This is a genomic window from Stenotrophomonas sp. PvP093, assembly GCF_017876915.1.
GTDB lineage: Bacteria > Pseudomonadota > Gammaproteobacteria > Xanthomonadales > Xanthomonadaceae > Stenotrophomonas > Stenotrophomonas muris.
In genome coordinates, this window is the sequence record NZ_JAGIOX010000004.1 from 2,942,194 (window position 1) to 2,961,343 (window position 19,150).

A 19,150-nucleotide genomic window follows, 5' to 3' on the forward strand; every position below is an offset into this window, starting at 1 on the left:
GATGACGAAGGCAGGGAAGGCTGCCGCTGGCGCCGGCAGCTAAGCGGGGACGCGGATCAGGAGCCGGCGGATCAGTGGTTCAGGGAGGCGGTGGCATCGCGGCCCGGTGCCGGCGCAGCCTGCGGCTGCATCGCCACGGCCTTGGCCTGCACCGGCATGCCCGGCATGAAGACCTTCTGCACGCCGTCGATGATCACCTTGTCGCCGGCGGCAAGGCCGTGCTCGACAATGCGCAGGCCGTCGGCGGTGCGGCCGAGCTGGATGTCGCGGCGCTGGGCCTTGCCATCCTTGTCGACCACGTAGACGTACTTGCGGTCCTGGTCGGTCAGCACGGCCTTGTCATCGATCAGCATGGCCTGGAACTGGCCGCTGCCGAGCAGCTGCACGCGGGCGAACAGGCCCGGCGTGAACTGGCGGTCGGCGTTGTCCAGCAGCGCACGGACGCGGATGGTGCCGGTGCTGCGGGCCACCTGGTTGTCGAGGAAGTCGACCTTGCCCGCATGCGGGTAGCCCTCTTCCCCGGACAGGCCGACCTTCACCGGCAGCGCGCTGTCACGCTCGCTGGGGCGCTCGCCCTTGCGTGCCATCTGTGCATAGCGCAGGAAGGTGCTTTCGTCGGCATCGAAGTAGACGAACACGGTATCCAGCGAGACCAGCGTGGTCAGCACGCTGGCGCTGTCGCCGGCGGTGACCAGGTTGCCGGCGGTGACCATCGCGCGGCCGGCACGGCCATCGATCGGTGCACGCACCTTGGTGAACTCCAGGTTGAGGCGGGCTGCATCCAGAGCCGCCTGCGCGGCCTGCACGGCGGCGCCGGACTGGTCGGCAGCCGCGCGGCGCTGCTCGGCGGTCTCGGTGGAGATCGCCTGCTGCTCGGACAGCCGCTTGGCACGCTCGGACTCGCTGCGGGCCAGCGTGGCCTGGGTGCGGGCGCGGGCCAGCTCGGCGGCCGCGCGATCGTACTCGGCCTGGTAGCTGCGCGCGTCGATGGTGAAGAGCACTTCGCCCTTCTTTACTTCCTGGCCTTCGACGTAGTTGACCTTGTCGATGTAGCCGGACACGCGCGGGCGCAGTTCGACGCTCTGCACCGCTTCGACGCGGCCGCTGAACTCGTCCCACTGGCTGACCTGCTTGACCAGCACCGGCGCGGCGCTGACCTGCGGCGGCGGCGGAGCACCGGCCTCTTCGGCATGGCCGCCGCTGCAGGCCGCAAGCAAGGCCGCGGCGAGGATCGACACGCCGACCATCGCGATGCGATGGCCGAAACGATGTGGGGTGGTATTGGGGGAAGTCATGGCATGCATCCGTACGGAGGGGTGGTACAGCTATATGAGAACGTGTTGCAAAAATCGGCGGCGCATACTGCGACCTCAACCATGGTCGAGGTCAAGCGATGCCCGCGGTATCGCGCCACAGTGGAGGGACATCCAGGTGCAGCAGGCCGCGCGGCAGTTCGGCATCGCTGCTGTCGCAGCGGACGATGGCGCGGTTGTCGCGGCAGCCGTCCAGCAGGGAGACCACACGACGACCGACCAGCAACGAGCTTGGCCACTCGATGCACGCATTGGCCGCGTTGGCCGGGGTGCACACCGGACTGCAGACTTCCAGCATCTGCGCGCGCACACCCAGTGCCTGCGCTTCCTGGTGCACCACCTGCGCGTACATGCGCAGCGCGGCGGTGGTGATCGAGGTCTCGCCGTAACCCGCCCAGGGCTTGGCGTTGGCGGGGCTGCCGATCATCACGTAGCGGCGCGCATGCACGTTGTCCTGCAGCAGCGGCAGCAGGTGACGCACCGCGTGCACGTGCGGCATCAGATCGGCCTGCATCGCCCCCAACAGCTCTTCGCCATTGCGGTCGGTCACCCGGCCGCGACGGTAGGGGCCACCCATTGCGGCGATGACCGCCGCCAGCGGACGGGGGCGCTGCGCGATGCGTTCGGCCAAGGCACGCGCCGAGCCGTCATCGCTGAGCGAGCCCAGCAGCGTCTCCAGGCCGGGCTCGTCGGCGAACTGCTCATGCAGCGCCGCCAGCCGACCCGGGTCGCGGCCAACCACCAGCACCGGGCTGCCGGCTTCCAGCAATGCGCCGACCACGCCCTGGCCGACGGCACCGGTGCCGCCGAGGACCAGGACTTCGGGCGTCAGTATCCCATTCACGGGACATTTCCTCCCAAATCCGGGATAGTCCCGATCCGGCGCAGCCGGTCACCCTTGTGCGGGGCCAGGCGGATGGCACCGCCACGCTGCTGACGCATGGGCGCGGTAAACTCACGAAAGTCCTTGTGTACCAAGGAACTCGGACGGGCTTCGACGGTCATCGCCAGGTCCAGGGTGTTCTGGCCGACATGCCGGAAGCGGGCAAGAATGTTGCGCAGGCTCATGGCGAGGGGGCTCCATTTCACGAATGGCGCCACGATAGACCTCAAACCTTTACTTGATTAGTCCTGATTAAGGGGAATAATCATCCCGCTCCCGGTCCAATCGTTCTGTCACGATTGTCCCATCCCCGACGTCCAGGATCCCCGACCATGTCCCACGATCTCAACGAGACGCTGATCTTCGTCAAGGTGGTCGAGCAAGGCAGTTTCATCGCCGCTGCCAAATCGCTCGGCCTGCCCAAGACCACGGTCAGCCGCAAAGTGCAGGAGCTGGAAACGCGCCTGGGCGCGCGGCTGCTGCACCGGACCACCCGCCGCCTCGGCCTGACCGAAGCCGGCTCGATCTACCACGAGCATTGCCAGCGCATCGCGCGCGAGCTGGAAGAAGCCGAAAGCGCGGTGAGCCAGTTGCAGTCCGGCCCGCGCGGCTGGCTGCGCTTCACCGTGCCCTATTCGATCGGCATCACCTGGATCGCCCCGCTGCTGGGCCAGTTCCATGCGCAGTATCCGGAAATCCGCCTGGACATGCACATGGGCAACGAGAAGCTGGACCTGATTGCCGGCGAAGCGGATCTGGCGCTGCGTGTGGGCGCCCTGCCCGATTCCAACCTGGTCGCGCGCAAGCTGGGCAGCCTGCGCACGCAGGTGTTCGCCAGCCCGGCCTACATCGAGCGCTATGGTGAGCCGCTGCATCCGGAAGAACTGCAGTTCCATCGCATCCTGGCGATGCGCAAGCCGTATCACACTGGCAATTCACCGCGCTTCACCTGGCAGCTGGGCGAGAACGGCGGCGAACTGCGTGACTTCCCGGTCACCCCGCTGATGACCGCCAACGACATGTCTGCGCTGAATGGTGCGCTGGTCTGTGGCGAAGGCCTGCTGCTGACCGGTGATGTGATGGCCAAGCCGTTCGTGGAGTCCGGCATGGTACGGCGCGTGCTGGCCGGCTGGACCGGCCCGGAAGTGGACTTCAACGCCGTGTTCGCCGGTGGCCGCCTGGTCTCGCCGAAGGTGCGGGCGTTCGTCGATTTCCTGGTGGAAAAGCTCAACTTCGACGCCAACTACATGCTGGCGCAGTGCCCGGGTGCGAAGCTGGCACAGCAGCAGAAGGCCCAGGAAGACGCGGCGTTGGAGAGCAGCGGCAAGCGCATCCTGGAGAAGGTCGCCGCCTCGGCGGCGTAACCGGATTTCGTAGAGGCGAGCCATGCTCGACTGCGGTTGGAACCGCGCCGACCAAGGTCGGCATCTACCAGGAGATGAGTTGCGGCATTTCCTTCCCGCTGCGCCGGGCGTCCGGTAGATGCCGACCTTGGTCGGCGCCGTTCGGAGAAGCCGCAACCGGAAGCGCTATCAGCGTGCCGAGCAAGCTCGGCACCTACAGAAAATGCCGCCTGCAAGGGCGGCATTTTCGTTCCGGCCAGGCCGGAACAGCAACAACGCTACGCGTTATTGCTTGAGCGGAATCACGCGGATCTCGACGCGGCGGTTTTTGGCACGGCCGGCATCGGTGCTGTTGTCGGCAATCGGATACGACTTGCCAGCCCCCAGCGTTTCGATGCGCACGCTCTGCACGCCTTGGCCGATCAGGTACTGCGCCACCGAATCGGCGCGTTCCTTCGACAGGCGGTTGTTGACCGCGTCGCTGCCGATGCTGTCGGTGTGGCCCACCACTTCGATCATGGTCTGGTTGTACTCGCGCAGCGTACCGGCCACACCGTTGAGCGAGCCGTAGAACTGCGGCTTCAGGGTGGCCTTGCCGAAGTCGAAGGTGATGCCGTCCGGCAGGTTCAGCATGATGTTGTCGCCCTGGCGCTGCACATCGATGCCGGTGTTGGCGGTGCGCTCGCGCAGCGCGCGTTCCTGGCGATCCTGGTACTGGCCGACGGCGGCGCCGCTGAGCGCACCGATACCGGCACCGATCAGTGCGTGCTGACGACGCTCGGTGGCGCTGTCACCGGTCAGAAGGCCGGCAGCCACACCGATGGCGGTACCGATCAGCGCGTTGCGGCCGGTACGGTTCTGCTGTTCGGTCGGGTTGCCGTACTGGTCGCTCTGCACATAGGAGCCGCCGGTGGCGCAGGCCGACAGGACGGCCGCACTCATCAGGGCCAGTGCGACGTTGCGGGTGGTGTTGCGGATCATGTGGTTCTCCTTGTTTTCCGGTCGGGTCGGCGGCTTACGGGCGCAGAGAGAATAAACAGCCCGATGCGATGTCGGGATGATGATCGGTCGCGGCAACAGGGCCGCGTTCAGCTAACTGACTGGAACGCTCAGCCCGCGCTTTACCCAGCCCCCGTCTGCCGGTAGGCGGCCAGCGCAGCATCGCGGCCGGCGGCCAGATCCACCAGCGGCGTACGCGGATAGCCCGGGGCATGCGCCGCCAGCAGCAGCGGATGCTGCCACGGCGCGAAGCGCGCCTTCACCGGCAGCGCCGCCAGTTCGGGCACCCAGCGGCTGATGTAGCGCGCCTGCGGGTCGAACTTCTCCGCCTGGGTGACCGGGTTGAACACCCGGAAGTACGGGGCCGCGTCGGCGCCGGTGCCTGCCACCCACTGCCAGCCCATCGTGTTGTTGGCCAGGTCGGCATCGACCAGGGTGTCCCAGAACCAGCGCGCGCCCTGCAGCCAGTGCGCACGCAGGTGCTTGCACAGGTAGCTGGCAACAATCATCCGTACCCGGTTGTGCATGTAACCGGTGTGCCACAGCTCGCGCAGGCCCGCATCGACGATCGGCACGCCGGTGTTGCCGCGCTGCCAGTCATGCAGTTGCGCTGCAGTGGGCGTGGCCCAAGGGAAGCGGTCGAAACGCGGATTGAGGTTGTCGGTCGGCGTCTTCGGGAAGTGATGCAACAGGTGGTAGGCGAAATCGCGCCAGCCCAGTTGCCGCAGATAGCCGTCGATGTCGGCATCAGTGCCGGCACTGCGCAATCTCTCCAGCGCATGCGCGATGCGCCACGGTGCAATCTCGCCGAAATGCAGATGCGGCGACAGCCGCGAGGTGCCGACCCGGTCCGGCAGGTCACGCTGCTCGCGGTAACCGCGCAACGCGCCGTCCTCGAACACGAACAACGCCTCCAGCGCGCCGGCCTCGCCCGGCTGCCAGTGCTCCCAGAAGCCGGAATCCCAGTCCAGCGTGGGCGCCAGCCGCAGCTCGTCCAATGCGAGGCCGTCGACCGAGTGCGCGGTCAGTGCCTTCGGCGCGGCACTCAGCGTCGGCAGGCGCCAATGACTGAGTACGTTGCGCCAGTACGGAGTGAACACCTTGTACGGCTGACCCTGCTGTGTCGCGATGTCCCAGGGCTCGAACAACAGGCTGCCATTGCAGCTCTGTGCGTCGATGCCCTGCTCGCGCAGCGTGCGCTTGATGGTGGCGTCGCGTGGCTGGGTGGCCGGCTCGTACTTGCGGTTCCAGTACACCGCCTCGGCGCCGGTCTGCTCGACCAGCAACTGCAGGGCCGGCAGGCTGTCACCGCTACGCAGCACCAGCGAGGAACCGCGCGTGCGCAGGTCGGCGTCCAAGGCACCCAGTGAACGGTGGCGCCACGCATCGGAGGCCGCGCCAGGCACCCACTCGCCTTCCTCGTGCGGCGCGTGGAGATAGACCGGCACCACGTCGTGACCCGCATCCAGCGCGGCCTGCAGGGCCGGATTGTCCTGCAGCCGCAGATCACGGCGGAACCATACCAACGCTACCGACACATGCACCGCCTTCGATGTGGAAGGCGGACATGATAGCCAGGGGCGGTGAAGGTGATGCGCGCGTCCGGCCACCCACCCACGGCGGGGTTCTAGCGCTTGAACCGCTGCATGGCCTCGCGGATCACTGACCGTGCCTCGGCGGCGTTGCCCCAGCCATTGAGCTGCACCGGGTTGCGCCCGGCCGGCAGGTCCTTGTAGACGCGGAAGAATGCTTCGATCCGCTGCCGTTCGGCCTCCGGCAGGTCCGCCAGGTCGCGGATACTGGCGTAGGTCGGGTCGACCTTGTCGGTCGGCACCCCGATGATCTTCTCGTCGTGCTCGCCGCCATCGATCATCTTCAGGTAACCGATCGGCCGGAAACGCACGATCACGCCCGGATGCAGCGGTTCGCGGGTCAACACCAGCGCATCCAGCGGATCGTTGTCGCCGGCCAGGGTGCGCGGCATCGAGCCGTAGTTGGCCGGATAGGCGACCGGCATCGACTGGAAGCGGTCCACGTGCACCAGGCCGTCTTCCTTGATCTCGTACTTGGTGAAGCTGCCGGCCGGGATCTCCACCGCCAGGTTCACTTCCTGCGGGGCCTGCGCCGGCTGGGCGACCAGGAAGGGATGCAGCACGGTATCGGCGGCGGTTACCGCACTGGCCAGCAACAGCAGGGACGCGCCGATGGCAGCCAATGGAATGATGCGGCGGGGTGTGGTCATCGGCGTCTCCTCATTCCCAGCAGCGGTCGGCGCGACCCTTGGCGGTCTGCGCACGCGGGCAGTCGCGTGGCGTGATGCGGCCTTCGGTCAGCTCCGTGCGCTGCTTTCCACCCTTGGCATCACGACGCAATTCGAAGGCATCGTAAAGACGGCCGGTCACGGTGCGTGCTTCATAGCGCAGGTGCTGCGGGTCGATGTTCAGCACCTGGAACAGCTGGGTATCCTCGGCCACCGGGTCCATCGTCCTGCGCGCTTCGTCGGAAAGGCGGTACTGCTTCGGTCCGGCCACGGTCACCACATACTGCGGCGTCGCGGCCTGCCCTTCGCCACGGCGGCCATAGGTGTGGTCATGGCCCTGCAGCACCAGATCGACGTTGTGGCGGCGTACCACCGGCAGCAGCACGTCACGCAACGCGGCGTTCTCGCGCCCTTCGCGCGGCGAGTAGAACGGCTGGTGCAGCAGCACGATGGTCCACGCCTGCCGATTGCCGGTCAGCACCTTGTCCAGCCACTGTGCCTGTGCCTTGGCGGTGCCGAGGTCGAGTGCCGATGTGCCATCGACCACGGCCACGCGCACGCCCTGCGCATCAAACCAGTAGCTGGTCTGCTGCGCGGCGGTAGCGCCATTGCCCGGCAGCGCGAACGTCACCGGCCAGTGGCGGCCCAGCACGCGGCGCTCCTGCGGGGTGTCCTCGAATTCCTCGAAGTACTCGTGGTTGCCGATGGCCGGCGCCACCAGCGTTTCCTGCGCCAGCCAACTGGTCGCAGCGAACCACTCACCCCACTCGCTGTCATCCATGTTGTCGCCACCGCTGACCAGGTCGCCGGCAAACAGACTCATGCGCGCCTGCGGCGCGGCCTTCTGCGCGGCGCGCACCACGCGGCTGACATGGCTGACGTTCTTGTTCTGGGTATCGCCGAAGTACAGCAGGGTCAGCGGCTGATCGGCGCTGGCCAGCGTGCGCAGCTGGTTCCAGGCGCTCCAGCTGCCATTGCCCTGCACACGGTAGACGTACTGGGTATCCGGCTGCAGGCCATCGATATCTGCCCGATGGTGGTGCGACAGACCGTTCTCGGTCTGCAGCGCGCGGGTCGTCGCACGCACCTGGCGGATGCCTTCAATGGCCGGCGAATCTGCGGCCAGCGCGATTTCCAGCAGCGGCGCCTGCACGCTGTCGTCGGTACGCCAGGCCACGGCGAACCCATGGCTGGAATCAACCGCCGGCGAGGCGACGATGCGGTCCGGCACCGTCGTCGCCGCGTAGTGGCGGCTACCTGCCGGCACCTGGGTATTCGGTTCGGCCGCCGCGAACGACAGCGACGGCAGCGCCAGCAGCAGGCCCAGCGCCAGCGCGCGCATTACGCACTGCCCGCTCATGCGCCACACTCCAGCGGCAACGCCAGCTGCTTGGCGATCCTCTCCCAGTCGAAGGCCACCACGCCCTGGTCGTCATGTACTGCATACAGCGCACCGTGTGGGAAGCGCGCGCTGGGCTGCTGCATCATCCAGATGCCATCGGTGTTGGCCACGGTATTGCCCTGGAACGCGCCGACCGGCTTCAGCGTGTGCCGGTCGAACAGGTGGAACACGCTGCGCTGCTTGCCCTGTTCGGTGGTGATCCACCAGCCGTCCTTGCCGCAGGTGCGCAGGGTCACGCCTTCGGCCTGGGCCTTGAACACGTCGCGGCCAAAGGTGGTGCCAGTGAAGCGGCCCGCCAGGGTGTAGACCTTGAACTCGCTGGCGTAGCGCTCGTCCTCTTCGGCAATCAGCAGCCGGTCGTTCTCGGGGTCGCCCCAGATCGACTCGACCACGCGCAGTGCACCGGCCTCGGTGGTATCGCCGATGCTGGCCACCAGCTTCGCCTCGACCTTCGCGCCGTCGCGGGTCACATGGTACTGGCGCACGCGCTTGTCCAGCTCGGCCAGCGGCGGCAGGATGTCACGCCCCTGCGCATCCTCGCCGTTGTCCCAGGAATCGGTGACGTAGACGCTGTAGCCATCGGCACCGCGGTCGACCCACAGACCGTACGGCTTGCGCAGGTCGTCCGCAGCGAAGGTCGCCAGCGGCGCGAAGTCCGGCAGGCTCAGCACCTGCACGCGGTGATTGTCGCGCTCGACGATCCACAGCAGGTCGTCGGTCACCGCGATGCCGTTTGGGCGGTCGAACTGCCCCGGTGCGGTGCCGCTGCTGCCGACGTCACGCAGGTGCTGGCCGGTGCTGCCGTCGTAGACCACCAGCTTGTCGGTGGCCTTGGCGGTGGCGATCAGCCACAGCGCGCCGTCCGGCGCGCGCCAGGCCGCCGGCGAGTCGATGTTGTCGGCCGGGGTCATCGGTGACAGGAACGCTTCGGCGATGGTGCTCACCACGCGCTCGCCATTGGCGGCCGGCGCGGCCGCTCCCGCAACCGGATCGTTGCCGGTGGCCGGCGTGCAGCCGGCGACCAGCGTAGCCGCCAGCGCGGCGGCCAGGACAGTGACGGCACGCCCCATCACAGCGCCACCTTCAGGCCCAGCGCATAGGTGCGGCCGTACTCTTCCATCTGCAGGGTGCGCGAGCGGGTGCCCTGGTACAGCTCCAGCGGCTTGTCCAGCAGGTTCTGCGCTTCGAAGTACATGCTCACGCGCGGGGTGAACTTGTAGTCCAGCGAGAAATCGAGCTGGGTGTTGGGTGCCACGTAGATGTCGAATGCACGCCCCTTGCCGATGCTGTCCAGATACTCGCTGCGGTACACGGCCGCCAGACGCGTGCTTACACCGTACTTTTCATAGCCGATGTGTGCGCTGTAGACATGCTTGGAAGCGCGCGGCAGGGTGAAGTCCTCGCCCTCACGTCCCTTGATGCCGGCATCGAACGTGGTGTCCAGCCAGGTGCCACTGGCACCGACCAGCAGGCCATCCAGGCCCTCCGGCAGGAAGGCCAGCTGCTGCTGCCAGTTGAACTCCGCGCCACGCACGGTGGCCTTGCGACCATTGATCGGCTGGGTCACGTCGAATCCACCGTAGGCCGGATCATTGGTCCGCACGGTCTCCACGATGTAGCCATCGATCGACTTGTGGAACAGTCCCAGCGAAACGATGCCGCTGCTGCCGATATACTTCTCCACCGACAGGTCGATGTTCTTCGACTCGTACGGATCCAGTTCGGGGTTGCCCAGGCGCACTTCCTCGTCACCGCGGCTGTAACCCACGCGCGGCGAGACGTCGCCGAAGGACGGGCGCGATACGGTCTTGTTGGCCGAGGCGCGCAGCACCCAGTCATCGGCCGCGTCATAGCGCAGATGCAGGCCCGGCAGCACGTTGGTGTAGCTGCTGTTGGCCACGCGCGGGGTGACGGTGAAGCTGCGGCCGTTGGCGGCCACGTCCACCTGGTTGCCGACTGCCTTGAAGCGGGTGTTCTCCACGCGCACGCCGCCGATGATGCGCAGCGCGCCCACATCCCAGGTACCCATGGCATAGCTGGCGAAGATGTCCTCGCTGGCCACGTAATCCTCTTCCAGCGACGTCATCGCATTGCCGCCGACATCCTGCGGGCGGGCGCTGTACTGGCCACCATTGGCGGCCCAGAACGCGCGCATCGCAGCCGAGTCCATGCCATCCCCCATGTTGCCGTGGCGATGCTCCGGCGAAGAGGTGGTCCAGCTCGACAGCACCACCTTCGGGCCGACGCGCAGTTCGCGCTCATCGACATTCACGTCGCGGTCGCGCCAGCGGCCGAGCAGGCCGAACTTGATGCTGCTGCTGTCGCCGTCGAAGCGCACGTTGACCTGCGCGCTGTGTTCCTTGTCGTTCACCTGCTTGGGCGAGAGCACGACGCGGTCGAACGCGTAGTTGCCGTTGTCCAGCCACTGCGGGTTATCGAAGCTGTAGCTGGGCAGGCGGCTGCTCTGGTCCAGGGTGCCATTGAAGGCCTTGCCGTTGAGCTTGAAGCGCGCCTCCATCTCGTCGTTCACGCGCTCTTCGGTACGGGTGTAGCCGATCCGGTAATCGACCACGGCGTTGGTCAGCTTGTTCTCGCCACCAAGACTGGCCGCAAAGGTGTTCTCCTTCTTGGTGCGGTAGCGCATGCGCTTGTCGATCGAGTCCTTCGGCATGCCATCGAGCCGGTACTGGTCGGTGCCGGTCTTGACCATCTTCGCGTCGTCGAAGTTGAAGATCACGCGCTGGCGGGTCTCCGCATCGTCGAACTGGCTGTACAGCGTGCGCAGGTAGTACTTGCTGTCTTCGTTGGGGCGCCAGTCGAGGTTGAGGTTGGCACCGATGCGCTTGCGCTCGATCTCGTACTTGCGGTGCTGCAGGTTGATCGCGGTCACGTCACCGGGGGCGGCATCGTCCTCGCCGTCATATTCCACTTCGGTGTTGTCCGACTCGAACTTCCGCTTCTGGTAGTTCACGCCCAGCGCCACGCCGAACGTGTCGTTGAACACTTCGCTGTAGTTGAAGGCGGCCTTGGGGCTGGTCTCGCCGGACAGCTGCTGGTGGCTGCCCTCGATCTTGCCGCGCAGGCTGCGGCCGTCGCGGTCGAAGGCCGACGCCGATTCGACCAGCACGGCGCCGCCGATGGCATCACCGGGCATGTCCGGGGTCGGCGACTTGACCACGCGCAGGCGCTCGGTGGAGTCCGATGGGATCACGTCCAGCGGCGCGGCGCGGCTGGAATCTTCCGGCGTACCGATGGCGATGCCATCCACGCTGACGCTGTTGAGATTGGCATCCAGGCCGCGAATGACCACGAAGCGGCCTTCGCCCTGGTCGCGGGTCACGCTGACGCCCGGCAGGCGCTGCAGTGATTCGGCCACGTTCTTGTCCGGATACTGGCCCAGGGCATCGGAGGACACCGCGTCCTCGATGGCGTCGCTGCTGCGCTTGAGGTCGACCGCGCGGATCTGCGATTCGAGCTGGGCGCGCACTTCGATACGGTCCAGGTCGACCGCGTCGGCCGCCACGGCGCCGGTAGCGGCTACCGCCTGTTGCCCGGCAGCCTGCAGCGGTGCCGCGGCCCCCATCGCCAGGGTCAGGGTGATGGCAACGGCCAACGGAGTCTTGATATGCACTGGGAATCCCCATTCCTGTTAAGAATGGGTCTGCACGGTATGTCCGCAAGGTTGCATGGCCGTGACATGCGCCTGCACATTTCATGTACATCAGATCCAGGCCCGGTTTGGGGTTCGACACGCCAATCCGGCAAAATGGCCTCCTCTCTCCTTTCCCCCCTTCCCGACCATGAAGATCGTCGAAGTGCGCCACCCGCTGGTGCAGCACAAGATCGGCCTGATGCGCAACGCTGCACTCAGCACCAAGGATTTCCGCGAACTGGCCAACGAGCTGGGTACGCTGCTGGCCTACGAGGCCACCGCCGACCTGGACACCGAGCCGCACACCCTGCCCGGCTGGGCCGGTCCGGTCACCGTGCAGCGCATCGCCGGTGCCAAGATCACCGTGGTGCCGATCCTGCGTGCCGGCCTGGGCATGCTCAGCGGCGTGCTGTCGCTGATCCCGGCGGCACGCGTCAGCGTGGTCGGCCTGCAGCGCGATGAGGAAACCCTGCAGCCGGTGCCCTACTTCGAGCGCCTGACCGGCCGCCTGGAAGAGCGCGACGCGCTGATCCTGGACCCGATGCTGGCCACCGGCGGCACCCTGATCGCCACCATCGACATGCTCAAGCGTGCCGGTGCCCGCCGCATCAAGGGCATCTTCCTGGTGGCCGCGCCGGAAGGCATCGAAGCGGTCAAGGCCGTGCACCCGGACGTGGAGATCTACACCGCAGCCATCGATGCCCAGCTCAACGACAAGGGCTACATCCTGCCGGGCCTGGGCGACGCCGGCGACCGCATCTTCGGTACCCGCGTCGGTTGATCCGGTGAACCGGGGTCAGAGCCCTTTCACAGCGAAAGGGATCCGACCCCAACATCGCGGGGGTCGGACCCCTTTCGCAGAAAGGGCTCTGACCCCACCACCCCGCATTCCGGCCTACAGCCCGGCGGCGAAGGCTTCCAGCTGGTCGATGGCGGTGTTCCAGCCGTCGAAGAAGCCCAGCTGCTCATGCTGGTCACGCAGGGCCTTGTCCGGGTGCATCACCCGCGCGGTGTAGCGGCAGCCCTGCCCCTCGTCCTCCATCGTGATCACGGCGGTAAAGCCCAGCCAGGGTGACTGCGGTCGCCAGCCCGCACCCAGCATCGAGGTGAACACCAGGCGCTGCTGCGGCACGATCTCCAGGAAACTGCCCGGATTGTCACTGCTGCCGCCATCGGGACCCTGCATGAAGGTGTGGAAGGCCCCGCCGGGGCGCAGGTCGAATGCGCGTACCTCGGTGGTCCACGGCTTCGGGCACCACCACTGGCGCAGCAGTTCCGGGTCGGTCCACGCCCGCCACAAGGCGGCGCGCGGTGCGTTCAGCACACGGCTGATCACCAGATCGGTGTCGGGGTTGTTACCTGCGTCTACGGCCATGGGCCTGCTCCTGTCGGTGAAAGGTTTCGACGAAATCGACCATGCGGTCGGAACGCGCTTCCCAAGCCGCACGCTGTTCTGCGAGCCATTGTTCGGCCTGGCCCAGCCGCGCCGACACCAGTTCGCAGGTGCGTGTGCGCCCCTGCTTGTGGCTGCGCACCACGCCGCTGCGCTCCAGCACGGCCAGGTGTTTCATCAGCGAGGGCAAGGCCATCTCGAAGGGTTCGGCCAGCATCGACACCGTGCGCGGTCCCTGCCCCAGCGCCGCTACGATCGCGCAACGGGTCGGGTCGGCCAGTGCCTGGAAGACCTCTTCAATGGCGGGATAATACTTACCCATATGGCTAAGTAATACGCCGGTCTGAACGTTGCCGCAAGCAGGCGCGGCACTGGCGTGATTCTTCACGTGGCCTTGCCAGCCCGAAGCGAATGCTCCGCGCACCCGCCACCCTTGGAGCTCCCGATGAAAGCCTCTTTCCTGCTGGCCGCCGTCCTGCTGGTCGGCCTGCCCCTGGCTGCCAACGCCACCACCCCGCAGCAGCAGCGCATGGCCGAATGCTCGGCCAAGAACAAGGGCTTGAAGGGTGATGCCTACAAGACCGCGCAGAGCTCCTGCCTCAGCGGCCACGCCGCCGAGACCAAGGCGGTCAATCCGCAGCAGGAACGGATGCGCAAGTGCAACGCTGACGCGGGCGCGAAGAAGCTGGCCGGTGATGCGCGCAAGACCTTCATGAGCAGCTGCCTGAAGTCGTCATAATCGTCGCGTCCGTATCGAACGCCATCCACGCATGGCGCGGATCTACCACCGTCAGTGAAAGGCCGGGCATTGCCCGGCCTTTTCATTACCCCAGGGCGCGCGCCTTCAGCTCGCCCTGTTCGTGCAGGGTCACGAAACGTCCCTTGTCATCACGGCCCAGCTGCGCCAGCGCCACCTGCGGGTCGTGGGTGAAGAACAGCCGCACGTTGCGCGCCAGCTTGTCTTCAAGGAACTGCCGCTTCTCGTCGATCAGCAGCTCGGCGTTGCGGTCGTAGCCCATGGTGATCGGCACGTGTACCCATGAGCGCCCCGGGATCAGGTCGGCACAGAACACCACGCCACCATGCGCACTTTCGCCGGCATGCGCGTGACCGACGATCTCGGCCAGCATCAGTCCCGGCGTATGCCCGTCGCTGTAGCTGAAGCGCACACTGCGGCCAAGTGCCTTCGAGTACTCCCCGTCCACCACTTCCAGCCGGCCACTGGCCTGCAGCAGGCCCGGCAGTTCCGGAATGAAGCTGGCACGGTCGCGCGGATGCGGCTGCACGGCGCGCTGCCAATGCTGCGCACCGACCACGTAGGTCGCGTTGGGGAACAGCAACTCGGGTTCACGCCCTTCGCTCCATGCCGCCAGCAGGCCGCCAGCATGATCGAAATGCAGGTGGCTGAGCACCACCACATCGATATCCTCGTGCTCGAAGCCGGCTTCGCGCAACGAATCGATCAGTACGTGCTGGCTTTCCTGCACGCCGTAGCGCTCGCGCATGCGCGGATCGAAGAACGCCCCGATACCGGTTTCAAACAGCACGGTCTTGCCTTCCAGCGGACTGGCAAGCAGTGCGCGGCAGGCCAGCTCGATGCGATTGAGCTCGTCGGGTGCCGCCCATTTTTCCCACAACGCACGCGGTGCGTTGCCGAACATCGCACCGCCATCGAGGCGCTGCGAGTTTCCACGAATAGACCAGAGTTTCATGCGTCGATTATCGGCGCCGGCCCGTTAAATAATCGCTAGAAAGGAAACAGAAAACCCCGCCGGCAAAGGCGGGGTTTCGGTAATCTGCCGGATTGCCGGCCAGCAGCCGGCGCTACCGGATCAGCGTGCCGGCACGACCTGGGCGCTGCCCACCGGGTTGCGGGGGTCGCTGCCGCCGAACAGCTTGTTCGCCTTGCGGTCCCATTCCACGGTCTGCAGGTTGCCCCACACGTGACTGGAACCGCGGCCGCCTGCGGCGACGTCACCCGGCAGGTCGATCTTGTGGCCCATCGCCTGCAACTGCTTCACCGTCGCCGCGTCGAACGCATCGTCCTCGGCTTCGATCAGGTCCGGCAGCCACTGGTGGTGGTAGCGCGGCAGCGCGGCAACCTGCTGTGCATCCAGGCCGTCGTCGTAGCCGAGGATGCCCAGCAGCACCATGGTGATGATGCGGCTGCCACCCGGGGTGCCCAGCACCACGACCTTGTCGGCGTTCTCCATGAAGGTCGGCGTCATCGAGCTGAGCATGCGCTTGCCGGCCTTCGGCGCATTGGCCTCATAGCCCATCACGCCGAACGCATTGGGCGTGCCCGGCTTCAGCGCGAAGTCGTCCATCTCGTTGTTCAGCAGCACGCCGGTGCCCTTGGGAATCAGCCCCGAGCCATACAGCAGGTTGACGGTCTGGGTGGCGCCGACGCGGTTGCCGTCGCGGTCGATGATCGAGAAGTGCGTGGTCTCGTCGTCTTCCAGCGGCGTCGGATTGCCCGACAGCAGGTCGCTGGGCGTGGCCTTCTCCGGATGGATGGTCGCCCGCAGGCCCTGCGCATAATCCTTGCTGGTCAGCACTTTCTGCGGGATCTGCACGAAGTCCGGATCGCCGAGGAAGAAGGTGCGGTCGCGGTAGGCGCGGCGCATCGACTCCACCACCAGGTGGGTGCGGTGGGCCGGGTCCATCTTCCTGATGTCCCAGCCTTCCAGGATCTGCAGCATGCTCGCCAGCGCGATGCCACCGGACGACGGCGGCGGCGCGGTGGTGATCTTCCAGCCGTTGTAGTTGAACACGATCGGCTCGCGCTGCTTGACGCGGTAACCGGCCAGTTCTTCAGCGGTCCACTTGCCGCCAGCCTGCTTCACGCCCGCCAGCAACAGCTTTCCGGTCTGGCCCTTGTAGAAGCCATCAAAGCCCCCCGCGGCCAGGCGCTCCAGCGTCTGCGCCAGTTCCGGCTGCTTGAACAGGTCGCCGCTGGCGATCGGCTTGCCATTGCGCAGGTAGACCTCGCGCGTGCCGGGATAGCGCTCCATCACTTCACGCCGCGACGCGTAGCCCTTGGCCATGCGGTCGTACACCGGGAAACCTTCGCGCGCGATGCGGATCGCCGGCTGCAGCGAGGCCGACAACGGCAGCTTGCCATGCTTGGCCGACAGCTCGACCAGCGCTGCGGGCAGGCCGGGAATACCCGCCGACCAGGCACCGTTGACCGAACGATCACGGTCCAGGTTGCCCTGCTTGTCGAGGAAGGCCTGCGGGGTCGCCGCGGCCGGGGCGGTCTCGCGCGCATCCAGCATCACATCCTTGCCGGTGGCCGCGTCGTGCAGCAGGAAGAAGCCGCCGCCGCCCAACCCGGAACTGATCGGCTCGACCACCGCCAGCGTGGACGACACCGCCACTGCAGCGTCGAAGGCGTTGCCGCCCTGCGCCAGGATGTCGATGCCGGCCTGGGTGGCCAGTGCGTGGCCGCTGGCAATGGCCGCGCCATCAGGGCGATCGGCACGGGCCGGGCTGTCAGCCCAGGCCATGGGGCTCAGCAGCAGGCCGAGCAGCAACAGGGGGCGGACGATCAGCGTCTTCATTCGGATGGGGGCTCCGCGTAGAGTTCGGGGTGATCGTGCTGCAGCTGGCGCAGCTTGGCCAGCAGCTGGTCTTCCGTTTCCACGATCTCCGGGTCCGGGTCGATGCACTCGACCGGGCAGACGACCACGCACTGTGGCTCGTCGAAATGACCCACGCATTCGGTGCAGCGCGCAGGGTCGATCACGTAGATGGTTTCACCCATCGCAATGGCCTGGTTGGGGCAGGCCGGCTCGCACACGTCGCAGTTGACGCAGAGCTCGTTGATTTTCAGCGACACGGCGATACTCCTCGCCCGCGCCCTGGGACAAAGGACCGGCCAGCGCGGGCGCGCGGGCCGGTCAGGTCATCAGCGGCGCCCTTGCAGGATGCCGCCCGGGCCATGCCGGAGCATGGCCGCCATGGCTCGGTATTACTTGGCTTCGACGAAAATGTACTCGGCACCGGTCGGCTGGATCGCAGCCTGCACGCGGGCGTTGTCGGCCGACTGGCCAATGAAGACGACGCGCACGCCCTTCATCGAATCCGGCGACACGTCCTTGAACACGGCCTGGATCATGTCAGCCATCTTGCCCGAGGCCGACGAACCGAAGGCCAGCATGTTGCCCGGCTGCACGCCACGGGCCACGGCCTGGGTCGCGCTTTCGGTCTGGCGCTCGTACTTGGCCTGGAAGTCCGGGTCCGATTCCGGCGAGAGGTAGTACAGGAACGGGCTGTTGGCGATGTTGCCCATGTTCTGGATCGCCACTTCCTGCAGGTACTTCTTCCAGCCTGCATCGTCGTCCTTGGCCGGGGCGACCAGGGCCGGCTTGGCCTCGTCGACCGGAGCGGCCTCTTCCTTCTTGCAGGCGGTGAAGGCCAGGGCCAACGAAGCGATCAGCATCGCGCGCATGGTGGTGTTCATGGGTTTCCTCCCGGAATGGTGCGTGGTGGTGTACGTAATGGGGTGCGGGTACAGCGGGGCTTACGACTGTGCCGACTTCGCTTCGCGGACCTTGCGCAGGGCTTCGAGCACCGCGGCCGGCACGAAACCGGACACGTCGCCGCCCAGGCGCGCGATCTCGCGGACCAGCGAGGACGAAATGAAGCTGTGCTGCTCGGCCGGGGTCAGGAACAGGGTCTCGACCTCGGGGATCAGGTGGCGGTTCATGCTGGCCATCTGGAATTCGTACTCGAAGTCGGACACCGCGCGCAGGCCGCGCAGCAGCACCCCGCCCTGCACCGAACGTACGAAATGGGCCAGCAGGGTATCGAAGCCGATGACCTCGACGTTGCCGTGGTGGGCCAGCGCGCCACGCGCCAGCTGCACGCGCTGCTCCAGCGGCAGCGCCGGGCCCTTGGACGGGCTCTGCGCCACGCCGACCACGACCTTTTCGAACAGCGGCGCGGCCCGGCTCACAAGGTCGATATGACCGTTGGTGATGGGGTCGAACGTGCCGGGGTAGACGGCAATGCGGCGATTGGCCACGGTCATGGGCGGATGCAGATGTTCAGATGAGGTCAAAGTGTAGCAGTGGCACGGCGGTACAGGGCAAAGCGCACCTCGCGGGTGCCACCCTCGCGGTGCAGCAGCCAGTCCGGCGGCAGCACCGGCACGTGGCCGGCTGGCGATTCCAGGTACAGCCAGGCGTCGGCGGCCAGGTGCCGCGGCAGCTGGGCCAGCACGTCCTGCCACAGGCCATCGGCAAACGGCGGGTCGATGAAGACCAGGTCGGCCTGCTGCGCCTGCGCCCCTTGCAGCCAGCGCAGGGCATCGGCCTGCACGACGGTGATCTGGTCGCTGGCCTGCAGCCTGGCGACGGCGGCGGTCAGGTTGCGTCCCAGCTGCGCATCGCGCTCGACCAGGGTGGCGTGGGCAGCGCCACGCGAGACCGCCTCCAGGCCCAGCGCGCCACTGCCAGCGAACAGGTCCAGCACGCGGGCGCCGCCGAGCTTGGGCATCAGCCAGTTGAACAGGGTCTCGCGCACGCGGTCGCTGCTGGGGCGAAGGCCCGGCAGGGTCGGCACCGGCAGCCGGGTATTGCGCCAGCGCCCGCCGATGATGCGGACCTGGCCGTCATTGCCACCGCGGCCGCTCATCGGCGCCCCCGGCGGGAGGAATTCGAGAAATTCAGCATGAGCGGGATTGTAGTTCGGCCGGGCTTTGCCCGGCACCCGTCGAAGCCACGGCAACGGCCGAAGCAACGGCAAAAGCCGGCTATCCGTGGCTTGGCGGGGTGGGTCCGGTCGAGGGGGACGCTGCAAGTACGTCCATGTAAGCTCGGTCGCCGCATCCATGCGGCTCACGCCCCCTCAACCGGACCCACCCCGCCTTCGACAGTTTCCTGCGATCTGTCGGGACGGC

At 66.8% G+C, this 19,150-nt stretch carries 20 protein-coding genes; 3 read left to right on the forward strand and 17 right to left on the reverse strand.

Going from position 1 to position 19,150, the window contains the following annotated elements; genetic code table 11:
• Positions 1-71: 71 nt before the first annotated feature.
• From J3A72_RS16185 to J3A72_RS16195, 3 genes are all read right to left on the reverse strand, one after another.
• Positions 72-1,295, reverse strand: coding sequence for an efflux RND transporter periplasmic adaptor subunit (locus tag J3A72_RS16185; RefSeq protein ID WP_075077054.1), 1,224 nt, complete (start codon positions 1,293-1,295; stop codon positions 72-74).
• Between the two features lie 91 nt (positions 1,296-1,386).
• Complete coding sequence (locus J3A72_RS16190; protein WP_075077055.1) at positions 1,387-2,157, reverse strand: SDR family NAD(P)-dependent oxidoreductase; 771 nt, start codon at positions 2,155-2,157, stop codon at positions 1,387-1,389.
• Positions 2,154-2,381: a hypothetical protein gene (locus J3A72_RS16195; protein ID WP_041863314.1), complete on the reverse strand. Its 228-nt coding sequence runs from the start codon at positions 2,379-2,381 to the stop codon at positions 2,154-2,156. Before J3A72_RS16195 ends, J3A72_RS16190 begins: the two co-directional genes overlap by 4 nt.
• 147 nt (positions 2,382-2,528) lie before the next feature.
• On the opposite strand from J3A72_RS16195, the gene J3A72_RS16200 reads away from it, so the two are divergent.
• On the forward strand, positions 2,529-3,560 hold the full coding sequence (locus tag J3A72_RS16200; protein WP_005416157.1) for a LysR family transcriptional regulator: 1,032 nt from the start codon (positions 2,529-2,531) through the stop codon (positions 3,558-3,560).
• A 264-nt stretch (positions 3,561-3,824) separates the two neighbouring features.
• Here the strand turns inward: J3A72_RS16200 and J3A72_RS16205 are convergent, their stop codons facing one another.
• From J3A72_RS16205 to J3A72_RS16230, 6 genes are all read right to left on the reverse strand, one after another.
• Positions 3,825-4,520, reverse strand: coding sequence for an OmpA family protein (locus tag J3A72_RS16205; RefSeq protein WP_014646784.1), 696 nt, complete (start codon positions 4,518-4,520; stop codon positions 3,825-3,827).
• A 140-nt stretch (positions 4,521-4,660) separates the two neighbouring features.
• On the reverse strand, positions 4,661-6,076 hold the full coding sequence (locus J3A72_RS16210; RefSeq protein ID WP_075077056.1) for a deoxyribodipyrimidine photo-lyase: 1,416 nt from the start codon (positions 6,074-6,076) through the stop codon (positions 4,661-4,663).
• An 89-nt stretch (positions 6,077-6,165) separates the two neighbouring features.
• The gene (locus tag J3A72_RS16215; protein WP_014646782.1) at positions 6,166-6,780 is read right to left on the reverse strand and encodes an inorganic diphosphatase; all 615 of its coding nucleotides are present in this window, start codon (positions 6,778-6,780) and stop codon (positions 6,166-6,168) included.
• A 10-nt stretch (positions 6,781-6,790) separates the two neighbouring features.
• Positions 6,791-8,158 carry a metallophosphoesterase family protein gene (locus tag J3A72_RS16220; RefSeq protein ID WP_053496001.1) on the reverse strand — a complete coding sequence of 456 codons (1,368 nt, stop codon included), beginning with the start codon at positions 8,156-8,158 and terminating at the stop codon, positions 6,791-6,793.
• Positions 8,155-9,270, reverse strand: coding sequence for a phytase (locus J3A72_RS16225; protein ID WP_075077057.1), 1,116 nt, complete (start codon positions 9,268-9,270; stop codon positions 8,155-8,157). Before J3A72_RS16225 ends, J3A72_RS16220 begins: the two co-directional genes overlap by 4 nt.
• Positions 9,270-11,831, reverse strand: coding sequence for a TonB-dependent receptor (locus tag J3A72_RS16230; RefSeq protein ID WP_075077058.1), 2,562 nt, complete (start codon positions 11,829-11,831; stop codon positions 9,270-9,272). The genes J3A72_RS16225 and J3A72_RS16230 overlap by 1 nt, the downstream gene beginning before the upstream one ends.
• 169 nt (positions 11,832-12,000) lie before the next feature.
• Here J3A72_RS16230 and upp point away from each other — a divergent pair, with 169 nt between their 5' ends.
• Complete coding sequence (gene upp, locus J3A72_RS16235) at positions 12,001-12,633, forward strand: uracil phosphoribosyltransferase (RefSeq protein WP_005409099.1); 633 nt, start codon at positions 12,001-12,003, stop codon at positions 12,631-12,633.
• A gap of 114 nt (positions 12,634-12,747) precedes the next feature.
• Here upp and J3A72_RS16240 read toward each other — a convergent pair whose 3' ends face one another.
• Both J3A72_RS16240 and J3A72_RS16245 read right to left on the reverse strand, forming a co-directional pair.
• Positions 12,748-13,227 carry an SRPBCC family protein gene (locus J3A72_RS16240; protein WP_075077059.1) on the reverse strand — a complete coding sequence of 160 codons (480 nt, stop codon included), beginning with the start codon at positions 13,225-13,227 and terminating at the stop codon, positions 12,748-12,750.
• A complete protein-coding gene (locus J3A72_RS16245; RefSeq protein WP_230374613.1) occupies positions 13,208-13,633 on the reverse strand; it encodes a metalloregulator ArsR/SmtB family transcription factor in 426 nt (141 codons plus the stop codon). The genes J3A72_RS16240 and J3A72_RS16245 overlap by 20 nt, the downstream gene beginning before the upstream one ends.
• Before the next feature lie 57 nt (positions 13,634-13,690).
• On the opposite strand from J3A72_RS16245, the gene J3A72_RS16250 reads away from it, so the two are divergent.
• A complete protein-coding gene (locus J3A72_RS16250; RefSeq protein WP_046430010.1) occupies positions 13,691-13,984 on the forward strand; it encodes a PsiF family protein in 294 nt (97 codons plus the stop codon).
• An 85-nt stretch (positions 13,985-14,069) separates the two neighbouring features.
• Here the strand turns inward: J3A72_RS16250 and J3A72_RS16255 are convergent, their stop codons facing one another.
• The 6 genes from J3A72_RS16255 to rsmD all read right to left on the reverse strand — a co-directional run bounded on the left by J3A72_RS16255 (position 14,070) and on the right by rsmD (position 18,885).
• A complete protein-coding gene (locus J3A72_RS16255; RefSeq protein WP_019338337.1) occupies positions 14,070-14,957 on the reverse strand; it encodes an MBL fold metallo-hydrolase in 888 nt (295 codons plus the stop codon).
• Between the two features lie 120 nt (positions 14,958-15,077).
• The gene (gene ggt, locus J3A72_RS16260) at positions 15,078-16,808 is read right to left on the reverse strand and encodes a gamma-glutamyltransferase (protein WP_014646774.1); all 1,731 of its coding nucleotides are present in this window, start codon (positions 16,806-16,808) and stop codon (positions 15,078-15,080) included.
• On the reverse strand, positions 16,805-17,086 hold the full coding sequence (locus tag J3A72_RS16265; RefSeq protein WP_004153175.1) for a YfhL family 4Fe-4S dicluster ferredoxin: 282 nt from the start codon (positions 17,084-17,086) through the stop codon (positions 16,805-16,807). The genes ggt and J3A72_RS16265 overlap by 4 nt, the downstream gene beginning before the upstream one ends.
• A 132-nt stretch (positions 17,087-17,218) precedes the next feature.
• A complete protein-coding gene (locus J3A72_RS16270) occupies positions 17,219-17,710 on the reverse strand; it encodes a hypothetical protein (protein WP_075077061.1) in 492 nt (163 codons plus the stop codon).
• A 60-nt stretch (positions 17,711-17,770) separates the two neighbouring features.
• A complete protein-coding gene (coaD, locus tag J3A72_RS16275; RefSeq protein ID WP_014036814.1) occupies positions 17,771-18,280 on the reverse strand; it encodes a pantetheine-phosphate adenylyltransferase in 510 nt (169 codons plus the stop codon).
• A gap of 26 nt (positions 18,281-18,306) precedes the next feature.
• Positions 18,307-18,885 (reverse strand): 16S rRNA (guanine(966)-N(2))-methyltransferase RsmD, encoded by a 579-nt coding sequence (gene rsmD, locus J3A72_RS16280; protein ID WP_014646773.1) that lies wholly within the window; start codon positions 18,883-18,885, stop codon positions 18,307-18,309.
• Positions 18,886-19,150 lie beyond the last annotated feature (265 nt).

Coding starts and splice junctions, on each gene's coding strand:
- J3A72_RS16185 (WP_075077054.1), bottom strand. CDS start 1,295: ATGACTTCCCCCAATACCACCCCACATCGTTTCGGCCATCGCATCGCG.
- J3A72_RS16195 (WP_041863314.1), bottom strand. CDS start 2,381: ATGAGCCTGCGCAACATTCTTGCCCGCTTCCGGCATGTCGGCCAGAAC.
- J3A72_RS16200 (WP_005416157.1), top strand. CDS start 2,529: ATGTCCCACGATCTCAACGAGACGCTGATCTTCGTCAAGGTGGTCGAG.
- J3A72_RS16205 (WP_014646784.1), bottom strand. CDS start 4,520: ATGATCCGCAACACCACCCGCAACGTCGCACTGGCCCTGATGAGTGCG.
- J3A72_RS16215 (WP_014646782.1), bottom strand. CDS start 6,780: ATGACCACACCCCGCCGCATCATTCCATTGGCTGCCATCGGCGCGTCC.
- J3A72_RS16220 (WP_053496001.1), bottom strand. CDS start 8,158: ATGAGCGGGCAGTGCGTAATGCGCGCGCTGGCGCTGGGCCTGCTGCTG.
- J3A72_RS16225 (WP_075077057.1), bottom strand. CDS start 9,270: ATGGGGCGTGCCGTCACTGTCCTGGCCGCCGCGCTGGCGGCTACGCTG.
- upp (WP_005409099.1), top strand. CDS start 12,001: ATGAAGATCGTCGAAGTGCGCCACCCGCTGGTGCAGCACAAGATCGGC.
- J3A72_RS16240 (WP_075077059.1), bottom strand. CDS start 13,227: ATGGCCGTAGACGCAGGTAACAACCCCGACACCGATCTGGTGATCAGC.
- J3A72_RS16250 (WP_046430010.1), top strand. CDS start 13,691: ATGAAAGCCTCTTTCCTGCTGGCCGCCGTCCTGCTGGTCGGCCTGCCC.
- J3A72_RS16255 (WP_019338337.1), bottom strand. CDS start 14,957: ATGAAACTCTGGTCTATTCGTGGAAACTCGCAGCGCCTCGATGGCGGT.
- ggt (WP_014646774.1), bottom strand. CDS start 16,808: ATGAAGACGCTGATCGTCCGCCCCCTGTTGCTGCTCGGCCTGCTGCTG.
- J3A72_RS16270 (WP_075077061.1), bottom strand. CDS start 17,710: ATGAACACCACCATGCGCGCGATGCTGATCGCTTCGTTGGCCCTGGCC.
- coaD (WP_014036814.1), bottom strand. CDS start 18,280: ATGACCGTGGCCAATCGCCGCATTGCCGTCTACCCCGGCACGTTCGAC.
- rsmD (WP_014646773.1), bottom strand. CDS start 18,885: ATGAGCGGCCGCGGTGGCAATGACGGCCAGGTCCGCATCATCGGCGGG.